The organism is Citrobacter sp. wls711, assembly GCF_005281055.1.
In the GTDB taxonomy this organism is placed as follows: domain Bacteria; phylum Pseudomonadota; class Gammaproteobacteria; order Enterobacterales; family Enterobacteriaceae; genus Citrobacter; species Citrobacter gillenii.
Map to the genome: position 1 here is coordinate 54,020 of NZ_SZXC01000024.1, position 17,958 is coordinate 71,977.

Consider the following 17,958-nt stretch of genomic DNA (forward strand, 5'->3'; position numbering starts at 1 on the left):
TCCGGGTGTGGCAAAGCAGCGCAAAGTATCACGGGATACACCAGAAATTCACTAAACTTTCTGATATCCTTGCAGCGCATTTGCATTATTAACCAGAGGCTTTACATCGTTTATGTCCGGCTGGCCACGAATTTACTACAAATTACTGAATTTACCATTAAGCGTCCTGGTAAAAAGCAAGTCTATTCCGGCAGAACCTGCCCCGGAGTTGGGACTCGATACCTCTCGTCCCATTATGTACGTCCTACCGTACAACTCAAAAGCAGACTTGCTGACGCTGCGTGCCCAATGTCTGGTGCACGACCTCCCCGATCCCCTGGAACCGCTGGAGATAGACGGGACTTTACTGCCGCGCTACGTGTTTATTCACGGCGGTCCGCGTGTGTTCACCTATTACACGCCAAAAGAAGAGTCCATCAAGCTGTTCCATAACTATCTCGATCTGCATCGCAGCAATCCTGACCTGGATGTGCAGATGGTGCCGGTTTCGGTGATGTTTGGCCGCGCGCCTGGCCGCGAAAAAGGTGAAGCCAACCCGCCGCTGCGCATACTGAACGGCGTACAGAAATTCTTCGCCGTTTCCTGGCTCGGTCGCGACAGTTTTGTCCGTTTCTCGCCGTCGGTCTCTCTGCGCCGCATGGCAGACGAACACGGTACGGATAAAATCATCGCTCAGAAACTGGCGCGCGTGGCGCGTATGCACTTTGCCCGTCAGCGTTTAGCCGCAGTTGGCCCGCGCCTCCCTGCCCGCCAGGATCTGTTTAATAAACTGCTGGCCTCAAAAGCAATCGCCCGTGCGGTAGAAGATGAAGCCCGCAGTAAAAAAATCTCCCACGAAAAAGCGCAGCAAAATGCCATTGCGCTGATGGAAGAGATCGCCGCCAACTTCTCCTACGAGATGATCCGCCTGACTGACCGTATTCTGGGATTCACCTGGAACCGACTGTATCAGGGTATTAACGTTCACAATGCAGAACGCGTTCGCCAACTGGCGCACGACGGGCATGAAATTGTCTATGTCCCCTGCCACCGCAGCCATATGGATTACATGCTGCTGTCGTACGTTCTGTATCACCAGGGGCTGGTTCCTCCGCACATTGCGGCCGGGATCAACCTGAACTTCTGGCCGGCAGGCCCGATTTTCCGCCGCCTGGGTGCGTTCTTTATTCGTCGTACCTTCAAGGGCAATAAGCTCTATTCCACCGTCTTCCGCGAATACCTTGGCGAGTTGTTCAGCCGCGGTTATTCGGTTGAGTACTTTGTCGAAGGCGGGCGCTCACGTACCGGTCGTTTGCTGGATCCGAAAACCGGCACGCTGTCGATGACCATCCAGGCGATGCTGCGCGGCGGTACGCGTCCTATCACCCTGGTGCCGATTTACATTGGCTACGAGCACGTGATGGAAGTCGGCACCTACGCGAAAGAACTGCGTGGCGCGACAAAAGAGAAAGAGAGCCTGCCGCAGATGCTGCGTGGCTTAAGCAAGCTGCGTAATCTGGGTCAGGGCTACGTCAACTTTGGCGAACCAATGCCATTGATGACCTACCTCAACCAGCACGTGCCGGAGTGGCGTGAGTCTATCGATCCTATCGAGTCGATTCGCCCTGCCTGGCTGACGCCGACGGTCAATAACATTGCCGCCGATCTGATGGTGCGCATTAACAACGCCGGTGCGGCCAACGCCATGAACCTGTGCTGTACCGCGCTACTGGCATCCCGCCAGCGTTCCCTGACCCGCGAGCAGTTAACTGAGCAGCTTGATTGCTACCTCAGCCTGCTGCGTAACGTACCGTATGCATCAGATGCAACGGTTCCGACGCAGAGTGCCAGTGAGCTTATCGATCACGCCCTGCAGATGAACAAGTTTGAGGTCGAGAAAGATACCATCGGTGACATCATCATTCTGCCGCGCGAGCAGGCGGTATTGATGACTTACTACCGCAACAACATTGCGCATATGCTGGTACTGCCGTCACTGATGGCGGCGATTGTGACTCAGCATCGCCGGATTTCACGCGTCGCATTGCAGCAACATATTGATGCACTGTATCCGATGCTGAAAGCCGAGCTGTTCCTGCGCTGGGAGCGCGATGAGCTTACAGGGGTGATCGACGAACTGGCTGGAGAAATGCAGCGTCAGGGTCTGATTACGTTGCAAAACGATGAGCTGCAAATCAACCCGGCACGCTCCCGCACGCTACAGCTGCTGGCCGCAGGTGCGCGTGAGACTCTGCAGCGCTACGCCATCACCTTCTGGCTGTTGAGCGCGAACCCGTCTATCAACCGCGGTACGCTGGAGAAAGAGAGCCGCACCGTCGCTCAACGTCTTTCCGTACTGCACGGTATCAACGCACCGGAATTCTTCGATAAAGCGGTGTTCAGTTCCCTGGTGCTGACCCTGCGTGACGAAGGCTACATCAGCGACACCGGAGATGCCGAGCCGGAAGAGACGATGAAGATATACCAGATGCTGGCCGAACTGGTGACGTCGGATGTCCGTCTGACTATCGAGAGCGCCACTCAGGGTGAGTAAGCATAAAAAAACCGGTCAAAATGACCGGTTTTTATTTTATCGCAGACTAAAACTCAAAGATGCCAGTAACTCATCGCAAGGCCTAAGAACAGCACCAGGCCCACGTAGTTGTTATTCATAAACGCTTTAAAGCAGGCATCCCGCTCGCGGTTAACGATCAGCTTCTGCTGATACACAAACAGCGCCCCAGCCACCAGCAAAGACCAGTAATAGCCCAGCGCCAGTCCGTTCAGCCAGCCCACCAGCGCCATCAGCACCAGTACGCCCACTTGCAGAAGACCAATAATCAGTTTGTCGTTTTGGCCGAACAGGATAGCGGTCGATTTAATGCCAATCTTCAGGTCATCATCGCGGTCGACCATCGCATATTGGGTGTCATAAGCCACTGCCCAGAGAATATTGGCCAGAAACATCAACCAGCAGCTGAGCGGCACCGACTCGCTCACGGCGGCAAACGCCATCGGGATAGACCAGCCAAACGCCGCACCCAGCACCACCTGCGGTAGGTGCGTATAGCGCTTCATGAAGGGATAAACCCACGCCAGCGCCAACGCGGCAATCGACAACAAAATGGTCATCGTGTTGAGCGTCAGGACCAGCAGGAAGGCGAGCAACACCAGCACAACAAACAACGTGCGAGCTTCTTTCTCCGTCACGGCACCGCTTGGCAGCGGTCGGTTCGCGGTGCGTTTCACATGACCGTCAAATTTGCGGTCAGCATAATCATTCACCACGCATCCGGCGGCGCGCATTAACCAGACGCCAGCCACAAACACCGCGAGGATCCACAATTGCGGAACCCCAGGGGTCGCCACCCACAACGCCCACAGCGTTGGCCAGAGCAGCAGTAAGGCGCCGATTGGCTTATCCGTACGCATCAAGCGGTGAAACGCCAGCAGCTTATTCTGCGTCAGACTCCACTCCATCTTTATCTTCCTCTCAGTACAACGGCGATGCAGGTAAAAAAAGCTCGGTAAGCATCAGTGGCTTACCGCTCAGCCGCAGGCGGGAACGACGCCCCCACAGCTCTGCATCGCGGCCAATCTCAATAAAATCTCGGGTCAATGTCGATGACGTAAACAGGTAGCGCCCGAGCGGGGTTTTCCCCAGATTTTGCAAGGCCAGTTCAGGGCCACACAATGTCGACTCCGGCACCACGGTGCGCCCGGCAAGCCAGGGTTCACCATCCGCGCAGAGCAGGATTTCACGTAACCAATAGCGGGATTCTGTCGGCAGCAGCGTCAGTTCTTCGGCCACCTCATTTTGCCCAACAAATCCTTCTCGTATCAACGTTACGCTGACCTGCTTTCCCTGCTGCTCAAAACGTTGGGTCATGGAGTCTTCCAGTAACAACCAGTCAAGCAGTTGGGGGTCCAGCGTCGGGATCGCATCAAAATAACGCAGCGCACGCAGTTGCGTTAACGCAGGGTGTGGCATGCCTTACTCTCCGATTTATCACGTTCAGGCATTGTATCGCAGAAAAGGCATTACGGGGTGAGCAAACATGATTAAGTGATCGGCGGAGCAACACAAGCATAACAAGTAGCATGGAAGGATAAAAAAAGGTGCGCCAGGAGACGCACCAGTTGTTGCAAAATCAGCAATGTGGGGAGACGGTTACCCCTTGCCTTTTACACTGCTGATAAAGGTGGAACGGGCAGATTTGGATCCCAGACGTTCAGCTTCATCAAGCAGCTTCAGCGCTTTATCGACATCGCCTTTCGCCACAGCATCCTTAATCGCCTGGTTAAAATAGCTTTCCGTGTCGTTCAGCATCGGCTCGCTTTTCTGCGGGGCTGGTGCGGCGACCGGGGCAGCTGCCACCGCAGCCGGAGCCGCATAGGCCGCTGCTGGTGCGGCAGTGTTGCCTACCGTCACTGGTCCCGGACCGGATGAGCCAAACAGCGGCCCGACCAGCACGCTGGAGGAGGAGCTGGTTTTGACTTTTAGTTTCAGCAAGCCATCTGTGGTATGACGGGCGATTGGATCCGGGATATCCGGCACGGCGTTACCCACGCCCTTGGCATAGGCTTTTGCCGGGTCAAGCAGAGTCGTGGTCTGCTGAAGATCTTTCTCGGTGGTGAAGACCAGAACATAGAGCTTCTGCTGGCCCAGCGCTGGCGTCAGGCGCATGACCCCTTCCAGGCGATCCGCGCTCATCACGCCGGGCTCCTGATAGGTGAAATAGCTGCTGGGGAAGAAAGCAGATGGCGTCATGTTCTGATCAAGAATCAGGACGTTTGGCGCAAATACGCTGGTTTGTTTGTTCACTTCACTGGAGAGCGTCAGGGTCAGCTCACCAATATTGGCCGGTACGCTATAGGCGGCAACCGGACCGCTAATCCCCGCTACGTCCAGACGCTGACCGGCGGTCGCAAGCTGTGTGGACTGAACCTTGGATTGATCAACAGGCGTCCAGGTTAATTGTTGCAGTGCGGCAGTGGGGATCGCGGGTGCGCCGGTGGTGTTCTGCGGCACAAAATTCACATCGGCCAGGCTGATGCCGGGCGCACTGGCAAATAACCCTGCAGATAAACAAAGGGCAACGAGACTTTTCTTCATTTTCATTGTTATCACCTCAGATAGCATGGGTTCAGCGGTGGCCAGGCAATAGCGCGCTAAACCTTAAGTAAGAGGGGCTTACGCCCCTCTTTCGGTCTTTACGTCAGGTTAATGCTGGATTACCACCAGATTTCCATCTGGGCACCAAAGGACCACTCATCGCTGTCGCCACGGCTGGTGGTGCTGAGACCAGAGTTGGTTGCTGCCGCGAATTTGGTAACGTCGTTACCATTTTTCACGTAGCCCCACTCTTCATCCCATTTGGCATAGGTTGCGAAGACGCGGATTGCCGGACGAGACCAGATGCTGTCGCCCGCCTGCCATTGTTGCGCCAGGGTGACTTTGTACTGGCTGTTGCGATCGCTGGTCTGCTGCGATTTCACGTTGTCATAACCCACTTCCAGCAGGGTGCTCATGATCGGCGTCCATTTGTACATCGGACGGATACCCACGGTGTACCATTCGGTACCCAGGTCGTTATCCATGTCGAGGTTCTGGTACATACCGACATACATCAGGTCCCATTTGTCGCCCAGCGAGATAGCACCGTGGTCCAGCACGCGGAACAAGCTACCGTTGTTATTCACCACGTTATTGGCGAAGTTGGTCTTAACGCCGGTCACTGGATCTTCAATTGTGGTAGTAGAAGAACCGTAAGAGCCCTGGTTCAGGCCTTTACCCTGCGTGGTCATGGAGTCTGTCGCGTACTGAACAACAAACTTGTTATAGCCTTTCAGCATGCTCTGGGTATGTTCAGCGGTGAACATCCAGCCATCTTTTGATGCGCCATCTGCCAGTCTGTAGTCATCGGTGGTGTTAGCACGACCGTAGTCCACACCCAGTTCCAACATACCGTCCGGGTTAATCGCCATTTGCGCTAAACGCACATCGAACACGTCGTTGGCGGTGTCTTTGGTACGATCATAAATATTCTGGCTGCTGAACGCGTAAGAGCCGCCCGCTTCCTGAGAACGGGTCGCTGCCAGCGCCAGTTTACCGAAGCCCAGATCGATGTTTTCAATACCGGCACCAGGACCTGAAATATCCCAGTAGTAGAAGTCGATCATGTGCACATCATGACGCTGATAGAAACGTTTACCGGCCCAGATGGTGGAACCTGGCAGCCATTCAATCAGGTTTTTACCCTGCACGTTTGCTTCACGGAATGCCGGGTCAGTTCCTTCCCAGTCATTCTGCTGTGCTACGGAGTAGGCGACGTTGGTGTCGAAGTAGAAGCTCTTATCGCCCTCTTTCCACACTTCCTGACCCAGTTTAATTTCCGCATAGGTTTCACATTCGTTACCGAGACGGTATTTACTTTGTGCACCGGTTGCCTGGAAACACTGTTGTTCGCCGCCACTACCCGTCCAGCCGATACCGGAACGAGCATAACCATGGAAATCCACGGCCATTGCCTGAACAGACATAATGCCTGCTGCTACAGCAACCGCCAGAGGGAGTTTGCGCAGAGTAATCATCATTCTATCTCCTGAGATCATTGCTTTTCTTTGAACGCTTCACCTTGACGGATTTGCGCTTTTTTTTAATGGGACACCTTAAACGCCCGGCTCTTGATGCAACCGACGACATGCAGTGCCATCTTCACGGAACAGATGGCAACGCTCTGGCGGCAGGCCGATAGCGAATGTGGCACCCTCTTCTACCAACACCACGTCATTCTGGCGGTACACCAGGTTTTGACGGATGGCGGGGATCTGGATATGAATTTGCGTTTCGTGGCCCAACTGCTCGACCACCTGAACTTCACCTTCGAGGGTGACGTCAGCGATATCGCTGGGCAGCAGATGTTCCGGGCGAATACCTAAGGACATGTTGGCGCCAACCTGCACGGCACGGCTTTCTACCGGTAGCCAGATTTGCTGGCGGTTAGGTAATTCAACCTGCACCTGATCGATTGCGGTTGCGGTGACTTTCACCGGCAGGAAGTTCATCTTCGGTGAACCAATAAAGCCCGCCACAAAGCGGTCGGCTGGGTAGTGATACAGCTCCAGCGGCTTGCCGACCTGCGCGACGCGGCCCGCATCCAGCACCACGATTTTGTCAGCCAGCGTCATCGCTTCGACCTGATCGTGGGTGACGTAAATCATCGTGCGGCCCAGACGTTTATGCAGGCGGGAGATTTCAATACGCATCTGCACACGCAGTGCTGCATCCAGGTTAGAAAGCGGTTCATCGAGCAGGAACACGCGCGGTTCAGCCACCAGCGTACGGCCAATCGCCACGCGTTGACGCTGACCGCCAGAGAGTGCTTTTGGCTTACGCTCAAGCAGGTGCGCCAACTGCAGGACTTCAGCGACCTGATTCACACGCTGGTTCATGACGTCTTTTTTGGCACCGGCCAGTTTGAGACCGAAAGACATGTTCTCGGCGACGGATAAATGGGGATACAGCGCGTAGGACTGGAAGACCATACCCACGCCGCGTTCGGCGGGCGGGATGTCGTTCATTCGGGTGTCCCCGATAAACAGGTCGCCGCTGGTGATAGTTTCCAGCCCGGCGATCATACGCAGCAAGGTCGACTTACCGCAGCCTGACGGTCCGACAAATACCACGAACTCTCCTTCGTGAATGTCGAGATTGATATCCTTCGATACCACCACGTCACCCCAGGCTTTCGTTACATTTCGCAGCTGTACGCTCGCCATGCCCTTCTCCCTTCGTTACAACCTGTCATCGACAGCAACATTCATCATGGGCTGACTATGCGTTATCCATTAGGAGCGTGAATCCTCCACCCCCCAGCTTTTTTATGGGGGAGGAGGCGGGAGGATGAGAGAGTCGCGTCTGAGACCCGGGCCGTACGCCGCCAAGGAATTTCGTGATGTTGCCCGCAAAAATCAGTGGGTTTTTATGTGCGCCAGCACGCATTACTCACATTTCTGTAACACAGATCACATAAAGAAGGGGTGGGGCGTAGGGGTAAGGAGGATGGAAAGAGGTTGTCGTATAAAGAAACTAGACACCGTTAAGCCACCTCTGTGTATCCAAGCGCACATCACCAAAAAGGATGGGGAATATGAAAATCAAAACCGGCGCACGCATCCTCGCATTGTCTGCATTGACGACGATGATGTTTTCCGCCTCGGCTCTCGCCAAGATTGAAGAGGGCAAACTGGTTATCTGGATCAACGGCGACAAAGGCTATAACGGCCTCGCTGAAGTGGGTAAAAAATTCGAGAAAGACACCGGCATCAAAGTCACCATTGAACATCCGGATAAGCTGGAAGAAAAATTCCCGCAGGTTGCCGCGACCGGTGACGGCCCGGACATCATCTTCTGGGCACATGACCGTTTTGGCGGCTACGCGCAATCGGGTCTGTTGGCTGAAGTTACGCCAGACAAAGCGTTCCAGGACAAACTGTTCCCGTTCACCTGGGATGCCGTACGTTACAACGGTAAGCTGATCGCCTACCCGATCGCCGTTGAAGCACTGTCGCTGATTTACAACAAAGACCTCGTGCCAAACCCACCGAAAACCTGGGAAGAAATTCCTGCGCTGGATAAAGAGCTGAAGGCGAAAGGCAAATCTGCCCTGATGTTCAACCTGCAAGAACCGTACTTCACCTGGCCGCTGATTGCTGCCGACGGCGGGTACGCGTTCAAGTTTGAAAACGGCAAATACGACGTCAAAGACGTGGGCGTGGATAACGCTGGCGCGAAAGCGGGTCTGACCTTCCTGGTTGACCTGATTAAGAACAAACACATGAACGCGGATACCGACTACTCCATCGCTGAAGCGGCCTTTAACAAAGGCGATACCGCGATGACCATCAACGGTCCGTGGGCCTGGTCGAACATCGATAAGAGCAAGGTGAACTACGGCGTAACGCTGCTGCCAACCTTCAAAGGCAAAGCGTCTAAACCGTTTGTCGGCGTACTGAGCGCCGGTATTAACGCCGCCAGCCCGAACAAAGAACTGGCGAAAGAGTTCCTCGAAAACTACCTGCTGACCGATCAGGGTCTGGATGAAGTGAACAAGGACAAACCGCTGGGTGCCGTCGCGCTGAAATCCTTCCAGGAAGAGTTAGCGAAAGATCCACGTATCGCGGCCACCATGGGTAACGCCGAGAAAGGCGAAATCATGCCGAACATCCCGCAGATGTCTGCATTCTGGTATGCCGTTCGTACCGCAGTGATCAACGCCGCCAGCGGTCGTCAAACCGTTGATGCTGCGCTGAAAGATGCACAAGGTCGTATCACCAAGTAATGCTGTAGCGCACGTGCCGGATGGCGGCATGAATGCCTTATCCGGCCTACAAATCACTGTAGGCCTGATAAGCGCAGCGCCATCAGGCATTTTTGCCGACAGATGTTCAAAGTTGTAGAGGAAGATCCCCATGGATGTCATTAAAAAGAAATACTGGTGGCAAAGCGACACGCTGAAATGGTCAGTGATGGGTCTGCTGGGTCTGCTGGTGGGCTACCTTGTTGTTTTGATGTACGCTCAGGGGGAGTACCTGTTTGCCATCATGACGCTTATTTTAAGCTCTGCTGGCCTGTATATTTTCGCCAACCGTAAAGCCTATGCCTGGCGCTATGTCTATCCTGGCGTGGCTGGTATGGGGTTATTTGTTCTGTTCCCACTCATTTGCACCATTGCAATTGCCTTTACCAACTACAGCAGTACCAACCAACTGACCTTTGAACGCGCCCAGGAAGTCCTGATGGACCGTTCTTATCAGGCGGGTAAAACCTACAACTTTGGTCTGTATCCGGCGGGTACGGAGTGGCAACTGGCCCTCACCGACGGTGAAACAGGTAAAAATTATGTCTCCGACGCCTTTAAATTTGGCGGCGAGCAGAAACTACAACTGAAAGAAGCCGAAGCGCTGCCAGCAGGTGAACGTGCCACGCTGCGTATCATCACGCAAAACCGCCAGGCGCTGACCCAACTGACCGCCGTGCTGCCGGATGACAGCAAGGTGATTATGAGCTCGCTGCGCCAGTTCTCCGGTACGCAGCCGCTGTATACGCTTGCTGATGACGGCACGCTCACCAACAATCAGAGCGGCATAAAATACCGTGCCAATAACGATATTGGTTACTACCAGTCACTCGCGCTAGACGGTAGCTGGGGTACAGAGAAACTCAGCCCAGGCTATACCGTCGCCATCGGCTGGGATAACTTCACCCGCGTCTTTACCGATGAAGGCATTCAGAAACCGTTCTTCGCGATCTTTATCTGGACCGTCGTCTTCTCAGTGCTCACCGTCATCCTGACCGTTGCCGTCGGTATGATTCTGGCCTGTCTGGTGCAATGGGAATCGCTGAAAGGCAAAGCGATTTATCGCGTGCTGCTGATTCTGCCTTACGCCGTGCCGTCGTTTATCTCGATACTGATTTTCAAGGGGTTATTTAACCAGAGCTTCGGTGAAATCAACATGATGTTGAGCGCGCTGTTCGGCATCAAGCCGGCCTGGTTCAGCGACCCAACCACCGCGCGTTCGATGATTATCATCGTCAACACCTGGCTGGGCTATCCGTACATGATGATCCTGTGCATGGGGCTGCTGAAGGCGATTCCCGACGATCTGTATGAAGCCTCGGCAATGGATGGCGCTGGCCCATTCCAGAACTTCTTTAAGATTACGCTGCCGTTGCTGATCAAGCCGCTGACGCCGCTGATGATCGCCAGCTTCGCCTTTAACTTTAACAACTTCGTGCTGATTCAGCTGTTGACCAACGGTGGCCCAGACCGACTCGGTACCACCACGCCAGCCGGTTATACCGACCTGCTCGTCAGTTACACCTACCGTATCGCCTTTGAAGGCGGCGGCGGTCAGGACTTCGGTCTGGCGGCGGCGATAGCCACCCTGATCTTCCTGCTGGTCGGTGCGCTGGCCATTGTGAACCTGAAAGCCACACGTATGAAGTTTGATTAAGGGAGACAACGATCATGGCTATGGTACAACCCAAATCTCAGAAACTGCGTCTCTTCACCACGCACCTGCTGCTACTGATTTTCATTGCGGCGATTATGTTCCCGCTGCTGATGGTCATTGCCATCTCGCTACGCGAAGGTAACTTCGCCACCGGCAGTCTGATCCCGGAAAATATCTCCTGGGAGCACTGGAAACTGGCGCTGGGCTTTAGCGTTGAGCACGCGGATGGCCGCGTGACGCCGCCTCCGTTCCCGGTGCTGCTGTGGCTGTGGAACTCGGTGAAAGTGGCCACCATTACCGCGATCGGTATCGTGACCCTCTCCACCACCTGTGCTTACGCCTTCGCCCGCATGCGCTTCCCAGGTAAAGCCACGTTGCTGAAAGGCATGCTGATTTTCCAGATGTTCCCGGCGGTACTGTCGCTGGTGGCGTTATATGCCTTGTTTGACCGTCTGGGCCAGTACATTCCGTTTATCGGTCTGAACACCCACGGTGGCGTGATCTTCGCCTACCTTGGCGGCATTGCGCTGCACGTCTGGACAATCAAGGGGTATTTCGAAACCATCGACGGTTCACTGGAAGAAGCGGCCGCGCTGGATGGCGCAACGCCGTGGCAGGCATTCCGCCTGGTGCTGTTGCCGTTGTCGGTGCCGATTCTGGCGGTGGTGTTCATTCTGTCGTTCATCGCCGCAATTACCGAAGTCCCGGTCGCCTCACTGTTGTTGCGTGATGTGAACAGCTATACCCTGGCAGTCGGTATGCAGCAGTATCTCAATCCACAGAACTATTTGTGGGGCGACTTTGCCGCTGCAGCCGTGCTTTCTGCTATTCCGATCACCCTGGTGTTCCTGCTGGCCCAGCGCTGGCTGGTTAACGGCCTGACGGCAGGCGGTGTGAAAGGCTAAGTTTCATCGATGTACCCGCCCGGCAACGGGCATGCCACTGCAACCCTCAACTTATGTTATCCCAACCTGTGACTGTTTTTCGGCGCTCTACGGAGCGCCCTTTTTTTATGTAATTTTGCATTGCTGTTACGATTATTTTCTTTCGTGCTCGCCATCACTGCAATTTTATTTCTCGCCTGAGCGGACATTAATTAAACAGAGTGAAGATCACAGAAAAGACAAAACGTAATTGCAATGTAAAAAATGATAATTGTCATACCTGCCTGTTAAATCCACCATCACAACACTGATAAAAAGAGCTGTATCTTCTAAGGCAGGTCTGAATGAATACCCAATATAATTCCAGTTATATTTTTTCGATTACATTAGTTGCCACATTAGGAGGACTGTTATTCGGCTACGACACCGCCGTCATCTCCGGTACCGTCGAGTCCTTAAATACGGTTTTTGTCGCCCCACAACATCTGAGCGAATCCGCCGCAAACTCACTGCTAGGCTTTTGTGTCGCCAGCGCGTTGATTGGCTGTATCATTGGTGGTGCACTGGGGGGCTATTGCAGTAACCGCTTTGGGCGTCGCGATTCACTCAAAATCGCCGCGATCCTGTTCTTTATTTCCGGCATCGGTTCCGCATGGCCGGAATTAGGATTTACCGCCATTAATCCGGATAATGCTGTTCCTGTTTATTTAGCCGGATACGTCCCCGAATTTGTTATTTATCGCATTATTGGTGGTATCGGCGTCGGGTTAGCCTCCATGCTCTCACCGATGTATATCGCAGAACTGGCCCCGGCACATATTCGTGGAAAACTGGTTTCCTTTAACCAGTTCGCGATTATTTTCGGGCAACTGATGGTCTACTGCGTAAACTATTTTATTGCCCGTTCCGGCGACGCCAGCTGGCTGAATACCGATGGCTGGCGTTATATGTTTGCCTCTGAAAGCATTCCCGCCCTGCTGTTTTTAATACTGTTGTATACCGTACCGGAAAGCCCACGCTGGCTGATGGCGCGCGGCAGACACGAGCAGGCGGAAGGTATTCTGCGCAAAATTATGGGCAGCAATCTTGCTACCCAGGCGATGCAGGAGATCAATCAGTCACTGGAGCACGGTCGCAAAACAGGCGGGCGTCTGCTGATGTTTGGCACTGCGGTCATCGTCATCGGCGTCATGCTGTCCATCTTCCAGCAGTTCGTCGGCATCAACGTTGTGCTCTACTACGCGCCGGAAGTTTTTAAAACCCTGGGCGCCAGCACCGACGTCGCGCTGTTGCAGACCATCATCGTGGGCGTAATCAACCTGAGCTTCACCGTGCTGGCGATCATGACGGTCGATAAATTTGGCCGCAAACCGCTGCAAATTATTGGCGCACTGGGTATGGCCATCGGCATGTTCAGCCTCGGTACTGCGTTTTATACCCAGGCTTCTGGTCTGGTGGCACTGCTGTCGATGCTGTTTTATGTTGCGGCATTCGCCATGTCCTGGGGCCCGGTGTGCTGGGTACTGCTGGCTGAGATTTTCCCCAACGCGATCCGTGGCAAAGCGCTCGCCATTGCGGTGGCCGCCCAGTGGCTGGCGAACTACTTTGTCTCCTGGACCTTCCCGATGATGGACAAAAATTCGTGGCTGGTTGCCCATTTCCACAACGGTTTCTCCTACTGGATTTACGGTTGCATGGGCATTCTGGCGGCGCTGTTTATGTGGAAGTTCGTACCGGAAACCAAAGGCAAAACGCTGGAAGAACTCGAAGAGCTGTGGGAACCCGCAGCAGAGAAAACGCAGCCCGCGTCTGCGCAGTAATCAACGTAAACAACACGCCGCAGCCCAATGCGGCGTGTTATTTTTTACTCACGCTTCAACCGTTTGGAATTACACAGCCACAGCGTGATCACCAGCAGCAGGATCGCCGCGGAATAGATCAACACGTCCATGGGAGCTTTATGATCGACGATGATCAACCGCACAATCGCCGTGATCCCGATATAAACAAAGTAGCGCAGCGGAAAGTGAAAACCTGACTGAAAGTACTTCACAATCAGCGCGATAAATTCAAAGTAGAGGAAGTAAACCACCAGCCCTTCCACCAGCTCGTATTTGCTGGTTTGTTCCGGCGCGAACAGCACATCCGCCAGATGCAGCGTCTCTTTGCCGAGGAATACCACCAGAATCAGCCCCAGACTCAGTAGCCCAAGATTCAACACAGTCTGTAACATCGTGGAGATAAACTCCACGCGCGGACGAGATATCGGCGTCATAGCAGCCCCTTTTGCTCAATGGCGAAGTTCCTGTATAACGCAAAAATGTGACGGAGATCTACATTTTTTGTTTATGTTTTGTTCACACAACGGTTCTTGCCGGATGGCGGCTTTGCCTTATCCGGCCTACCGTAGGCCCGGTAAGCGTGGCGTCACCGGGCGATCAACATTCACATCAACGGAAGTTCTCACTCCTGTCACTGGTCATATCGTACAAACCAAACTTACGCCCAAGCTGCTGACCACCGTCGCGCGTCAACGGCGTCCAGCCAATTGCTGCACGGCTGCGGGTTGGACCCGAAGAGAAGAGATCCAGCGGCACGGAGACATACACGCCTTTGGTGAAATCCCCTTCCCCATACTCATCCGGTGATGCATCGGTGAGGGTTGCATAACCGCCGACCACCACGCCGCTGTCGAAGCGTTTGGCGATTTCAAGGGTCCCGCCTTTATCGCCCGCCAGGTACTGCCCCACGCTGGCTTTTACCAGTACATCCTGGGCGAACGACGGGTTCCAGTACGCCGTCAGATGTCCGGTCTTCACGCTGTAGTCGGTGAATTTCATCATGTCCTGCGCACTACGCCAGTCACGCTGCTTCACATAGTTGGCGTCAACGCCAAACGCCCAATTGCTGTCCAGTGGACGGTACAGCACTTCAGCCCCTGCGCCGCCAAACATGGTTTCCAGATAGCCACCGTACACTTGTCCGTAAAACCCGTTGCCGAGTGACTGGAAGTAGTTGGCCTGCAGGTTATTCACATACACATCGTTCTGCACGTAGTCACGGACGTGAGTACGGACCCGCGGCAAATGTGAATCACTGGGCGGATTGGTATAGTTAAACTTGTCGTAGTTATTGGCCAGGTTAGCAAACAGACTGCCGGTCGTGAGCAGATGGTCTGTCACCCACAGATCTGCCGTTCCCATGACACCCAGCTGATACATATAGAAGTTTTCCGGGCCGCCCACGGATTGGTTGAGTACCGGATCAATGTGAAAATCAAAGCGTGATTTATCGATATACCAGCCCTGCTCGGTGGTCTGCGGCACCACGGGCTCCACGCGCTTTTGCGCCAGCGGTGTTTCATGGCCCAGCGGCTCGCCTTGCAGATGATCCTGCAGACTCGCAACATCTGTTTCGGTGGTGACTTGCGGTAAATTCAGGCGATTTTCCGTAATACGGATCGTACGGATCCCCTCAGGGAGGGAGTTCATTACGATCCGATTTGCCCGTTCGATCCCTTCCCGCGAGTCACGGTATTTCACCTGTTCGCCGGTCACGTACAGCGTATCGCCCTGCACCTGGAGTTTCGGATCCGCCAGCCCGGCGTTGTATTTCAGTAGCGTGAGCTGATTTGCCACCACCGAATGTTGCAGGATGGCATCCTGCGGCTGGGGCTGATATTGCGGTCGCGCGTTGTCGTTATACGTTGGTCGCAGATCGTTGAAGTTCGTGCGTAGCGTGACGCCGAACATAAAGGTATCACCGCGCTCGTAGCTGAGGTTAACGTCGGCCCAATCGGTGACGCGGTAAATGGCGCCGACGTTAAACTTGCTCTTCTGATCCAGCTTACCGGCAAAATCCTGCTGGTAGTTGTTACCCTCATATTCCAGCTTCAGGCGCAGCGGCTGCCAGGGTGTCTGGTATTCCACGCCGCCAAACAGTGACGCTGGGCCGTGGAACATCTGGCTACCGTCAATGGAGCCCGCCTGTTTATAGCTGTTATCGCGATAACAGAATTTATCGCTGTACGAGCACAGCGGATTACTCACATTGCCGCTGGTACCAAGATATCCCCAGCCAAGACCAAGCGAGAAATCAAACGGCCCCCAGGCTTTGTTGGCCACGATGTATTCCGCATCAAACAGACCGGTTCCGCCGATATCCCGTGCGCCAACCGCGACCTGCGGCATCCAGTAGCTCTCTTCCCACAATCGCAATTTGAGATCGAACGCTTTGTCTTTATACGTCTGATCGCCTGAAAATGACTCCACGCTACTGTATTTTTTGGTGCGCACATCGGTATAGCGTAAGGTCGTTTCCAGCCACGGGAACAACTGCACCGACGCGGAGTAGTAGCGGTACTGATCGTTATCGCGGTAGTTGAGGCTCATTTCCCCTTCACGCGCCATCCGCGCGGTTGGCGTTTGCAGCAGCCCCACGCCGCCAAAGTCAGACTGGGAAGGCCCAATCGGCGCAGGGTACGTTTCACCGTGGCAGGCCGTGCTGATACCCAGCGCCAGCAGGCTGAGCAGATAAGTTTTTCTCATTATTCAGGTATCCGCTGGGTCAGAGTGCGAAGAATGTCGGCATTGATTTGATCCGGGGCGCGGCTCCAGACAGAGTCAGACAGCCCAACAAAAATGATGCTGCCGGGCATCGGCTCAACGTGACGTTTATTCCAGTAAGCGACCGGTACTTTTTGCGTGCGTCCATCGGGATAGACCACCCACGCATAGCTGCGATCTGCACCACTCAGCAGGCTTTGTCCGGCGAGATAGCTGGCGATATCACGCCCTGGCATAAACGGCTGTTTACCCGGATGATTGATCGCGCCAAACAGGGTGATTTCCGTTGGCTGAGGCCCAACCCACAGCGTGTAGTTGCCTTGCAACGGCGGATTCCCCCGTTCACTCACCCGCACCGCGTCCGGGTCGAGATTCACCCGCTGTCTGCCGGTTACCTTCAGGGTCTGAATTTGCTGGCGTAGCGTGTTGATAGCGGCTGCATCGTCGCCGCCTTCTTCTGCACTCAGCGCCGCCAGCCGTCCCAACAGCGCCTGTTGCTGGCGCTGCGCGGTAACCGTCGCCAGCTCTTCCCCGATCACCGCCGCGGGCCACCAGCTATTCGCCAGCGTGGGTTGACCCACCAGATCGATAAGATGTTCCGCGCCGGTCAGCGTTTTCGGTTCTGCACTGCCTGAGGTGATCACTTTTACCGTTCCTGCGGCAAAAACAGATGCCGCACAAAGGCTAAACGTCAGCGCGGTAATCATTCGTTTCATCATGATTTTGCCGCCTTGATCAGCGTGGTCTTCACCGGGAAATAATTCGCACCCAGATACTGCACTGACTGGCGAATCATCCCGTCACTGTCGATCCAGTAACGGTTATGCCAGCGAGTCCGATCGGTGGTGACTTCTTCATCCAGTACGCGTACCGGAGTGTCTTCACTGGCAACCCGAATGCTGTCAGTGCCATCCCATCTGAAGACCGAACGGGCGGTGGCGTAGCGCACCTGCTTATGCTCGGTCCAGCCCATCGTGCGGGTCCAGGTGACGCCATCAACAATCTGGTTTGGTTTGATAAGCGGGTCCGCCGCCAGATTATTCACCGCGATCAGGTTGTCTCCGCCCAGCAGCGTTTTCACCAGACGCCCGTGTTGCGTCACGAGCATGGCCTGGTCCTGGGTGACCCATTTCTGCTGCCCGTTTTCAGCGAAAGCGAGCACCACAAACAGCTGCGGACCGCCGTTAAGCTGCATGTACTGGCTGGCGTAAGGCATGTTGTGGATATCATCATCCGTCATCTGTACGCCGGGAGTACCCAACACGCTTTGCCACAGCGAATGACCCAGCCCTTCGGTGGTAGCTGAACACGCCTGTAATAACAGACAAACCAATATGAGCGCGGGTCGCTTCAAGACGCTTCTCCAGAGGGGCAAAATAACCACACCGAAGTGTGGTTAGAATTAATCCCCGTCATTCTTCACGTTGCAGATGCGTTAGCTACGTTCACTCACCCCGGTCACATAGCTATCTATGCTCCCGGGGACTCACTCACTTGCCGCCTTCCTGCAT

The 17,958-nt window shown here is 54.5% G+C and carries 14 protein-coding genes; 5 read left to right on the top strand and 9 right to left on the bottom strand.

The features are described from left to right. Positions 1 to 112 precede the first annotated feature (112 nt). Positions 113 to 2,533: a glycerol-3-phosphate 1-O-acyltransferase PlsB gene (plsB, locus tag FDW98_RS09585; protein ID WP_096758721.1), complete on the top strand. Its 2,421-nt coding sequence runs from the start codon at positions 113 to 115 to the stop codon at positions 2,531 to 2,533. Positions 2,534 to 2,586: 53 nt separating this feature from the next. Here plsB and ubiA read toward each other — a convergent pair whose 3' ends face one another. From ubiA to malK, 5 genes are all read right to left on the bottom strand, one after another. Beyond that, positions 2,587 to 3,459 carry a 4-hydroxybenzoate octaprenyltransferase gene (gene ubiA / locus FDW98_RS09590; RefSeq protein ID WP_096758722.1) on the bottom strand — a complete coding sequence of 291 codons (873 nt, stop codon included), beginning with the start codon at positions 3,457 to 3,459 and terminating at the stop codon, positions 2,587 to 2,589. A 13-nt stretch (positions 3,460 to 3,472) separates the two neighbouring features. Then, positions 3,473 to 3,970, bottom strand: coding sequence for a chorismate lyase (gene ubiC, locus FDW98_RS09595; RefSeq protein WP_096758723.1), 498 nt, complete (start codon positions 3,968 to 3,970; stop codon positions 3,473 to 3,475). A 180-nt stretch (positions 3,971 to 4,150) separates the two neighbouring features. Beyond that, entirely contained in the window at positions 4,151 to 5,101 is a 951-nt protein-coding gene (malM, locus tag FDW98_RS09600) for a maltose operon protein MalM (RefSeq protein WP_096758724.1), read from the bottom strand. A gap of 113 nt (positions 5,102 to 5,214) precedes the next feature. Next, positions 5,215 to 6,576 carry a maltoporin gene (locus tag FDW98_RS09605; protein WP_096758725.1) on the bottom strand — a complete coding sequence of 454 codons (1,362 nt, stop codon included), beginning with the start codon at positions 6,574 to 6,576 and terminating at the stop codon, positions 5,215 to 5,217. A 75-nt stretch (positions 6,577 to 6,651) separates the two neighbouring features. Next, positions 6,652 to 7,761, bottom strand: a complete 1,110-nt coding sequence (malK, locus tag FDW98_RS09610) for a maltose/maltodextrin ABC transporter ATP-binding protein MalK (RefSeq protein WP_096758726.1) — start codon at positions 7,759 to 7,761, stop codon at positions 6,652 to 6,654. A 371-nt stretch (positions 7,762 to 8,132) separates the two neighbouring features. On the opposite strand from malK, the gene malE reads away from it, so the two are divergent. The 4 genes from malE (at position 8,133) to xylE (ending at position 13,702) form a co-directional block, all read left to right on the top strand. After that, on the top strand, positions 8,133 to 9,323 hold the full coding sequence (malE, locus tag FDW98_RS09620; RefSeq protein ID WP_096758727.1) for a maltose/maltodextrin ABC transporter substrate-binding protein MalE: 1,191 nt from the start codon (positions 8,133 to 8,135) through the stop codon (positions 9,321 to 9,323). Positions 9,324 to 9,453: 130 nt separating this feature from the next. Further along, positions 9,454 to 10,998, top strand: a complete 1,545-nt coding sequence (gene malF, locus FDW98_RS09625) for a maltose ABC transporter permease MalF (RefSeq protein WP_096758728.1) — start codon at positions 9,454 to 9,456, stop codon at positions 10,996 to 10,998. Between the two features lie 14 nt (positions 10,999 to 11,012). Continuing rightward, positions 11,013 to 11,903, top strand: a complete 891-nt coding sequence (malG, locus tag FDW98_RS09630; RefSeq protein WP_096758729.1) for a maltose ABC transporter permease MalG — start codon at positions 11,013 to 11,015, stop codon at positions 11,901 to 11,903. 323 nt (positions 11,904 to 12,226) lie between these two features. Beyond that, on the top strand, positions 12,227 to 13,702 hold the full coding sequence (gene xylE, locus FDW98_RS09640) for a D-xylose transporter XylE (protein ID WP_096758731.1): 1,476 nt from the start codon (positions 12,227 to 12,229) through the stop codon (positions 13,700 to 13,702). Between the two features lie 44 nt (positions 13,703 to 13,746). Here the strand turns inward: xylE and psiE are convergent, their stop codons facing one another. The 4 genes from psiE to FDW98_RS09660 all read right to left on the bottom strand — a co-directional run bounded on the left by psiE (position 13,747) and on the right by FDW98_RS09660 (position 17,801). Then, positions 13,747 to 14,157, bottom strand: a complete 411-nt coding sequence (gene psiE / locus FDW98_RS09645) for a phosphate-starvation-inducible protein PsiE (protein WP_096758732.1) — start codon at positions 14,155 to 14,157, stop codon at positions 13,747 to 13,749. 175 nt (positions 14,158 to 14,332) lie between these two features. Beyond that, the gene (locus FDW98_RS09650; protein WP_096758733.1) at positions 14,333 to 16,429 is read right to left on the bottom strand and encodes a YjbH domain-containing protein; all 2,097 of its coding nucleotides are present in this window, start codon (positions 16,427 to 16,429) and stop codon (positions 14,333 to 14,335) included. Then, positions 16,429 to 17,166, bottom strand: a complete 738-nt coding sequence (locus FDW98_RS09655; RefSeq protein ID WP_096758734.1) for a capsule biosynthesis GfcC family protein — start codon at positions 17,164 to 17,166, stop codon at positions 16,429 to 16,431. The genes FDW98_RS09650 and FDW98_RS09655 overlap by 1 nt, the downstream gene beginning before the upstream one ends. Next, positions 17,163 to 17,801: a YjbF family lipoprotein gene (locus tag FDW98_RS09660; protein WP_197737707.1), complete on the bottom strand. Its 639-nt coding sequence runs from the start codon at positions 17,799 to 17,801 to the stop codon at positions 17,163 to 17,165. Before FDW98_RS09660 ends, FDW98_RS09655 begins: the two co-directional genes overlap by 4 nt. Between the last annotated feature and the right edge of the window lie 157 nt (positions 17,802 to 17,958).

Coding starts and splice junctions, on each gene's coding strand:
- xylE (WP_096758731.1), top strand. CDS start 12,227: ATGAATACCCAATATAATTCCAGTTATATTTTTTCGATTACATTAGTT.
- ubiC (WP_096758723.1), bottom strand. CDS start 3,970: ATGCCACACCCTGCGTTAACGCAACTGCGTGCGCTGCGTTATTTTGAT.
- malE (WP_096758727.1), top strand. CDS start 8,133: ATGAAAATCAAAACCGGCGCACGCATCCTCGCATTGTCTGCATTGACG.
- FDW98_RS09655 (WP_096758734.1), bottom strand. CDS start 17,166: ATGATGAAACGAATGATTACCGCGCTGACGTTTAGCCTTTGTGCGGCA.
- FDW98_RS09605 (WP_096758725.1), bottom strand. CDS start 6,576: ATGATGATTACTCTGCGCAAACTCCCTCTGGCGGTTGCTGTAGCAGCA.
- malM (WP_096758724.1), bottom strand. CDS start 5,101: ATGAAAATGAAGAAAAGTCTCGTTGCCCTTTGTTTATCTGCAGGGTTA.
- FDW98_RS09650 (WP_096758733.1), bottom strand. CDS start 16,429: ATGAGAAAAACTTATCTGCTCAGCCTGCTGGCGCTGGGTATCAGCACG.
- malG (WP_096758729.1), top strand. CDS start 11,013: ATGGCTATGGTACAACCCAAATCTCAGAAACTGCGTCTCTTCACCACG.
- ubiA (WP_096758722.1), bottom strand. CDS start 3,459: ATGGAGTGGAGTCTGACGCAGAATAAGCTGCTGGCGTTTCACCGCTTG.
- plsB (WP_096758721.1), top strand. CDS start 113: ATGTCCGGCTGGCCACGAATTTACTACAAATTACTGAATTTACCATTA.
- malK (WP_096758726.1), bottom strand. CDS start 7,761: ATGGCGAGCGTACAGCTGCGAAATGTAACGAAAGCCTGGGGTGACGTG.
- malF (WP_096758728.1), top strand. CDS start 9,454: ATGGATGTCATTAAAAAGAAATACTGGTGGCAAAGCGACACGCTGAAA.
- psiE (WP_096758732.1), bottom strand. CDS start 14,157: ATGACGCCGATATCTCGTCCGCGCGTGGAGTTTATCTCCACGATGTTA.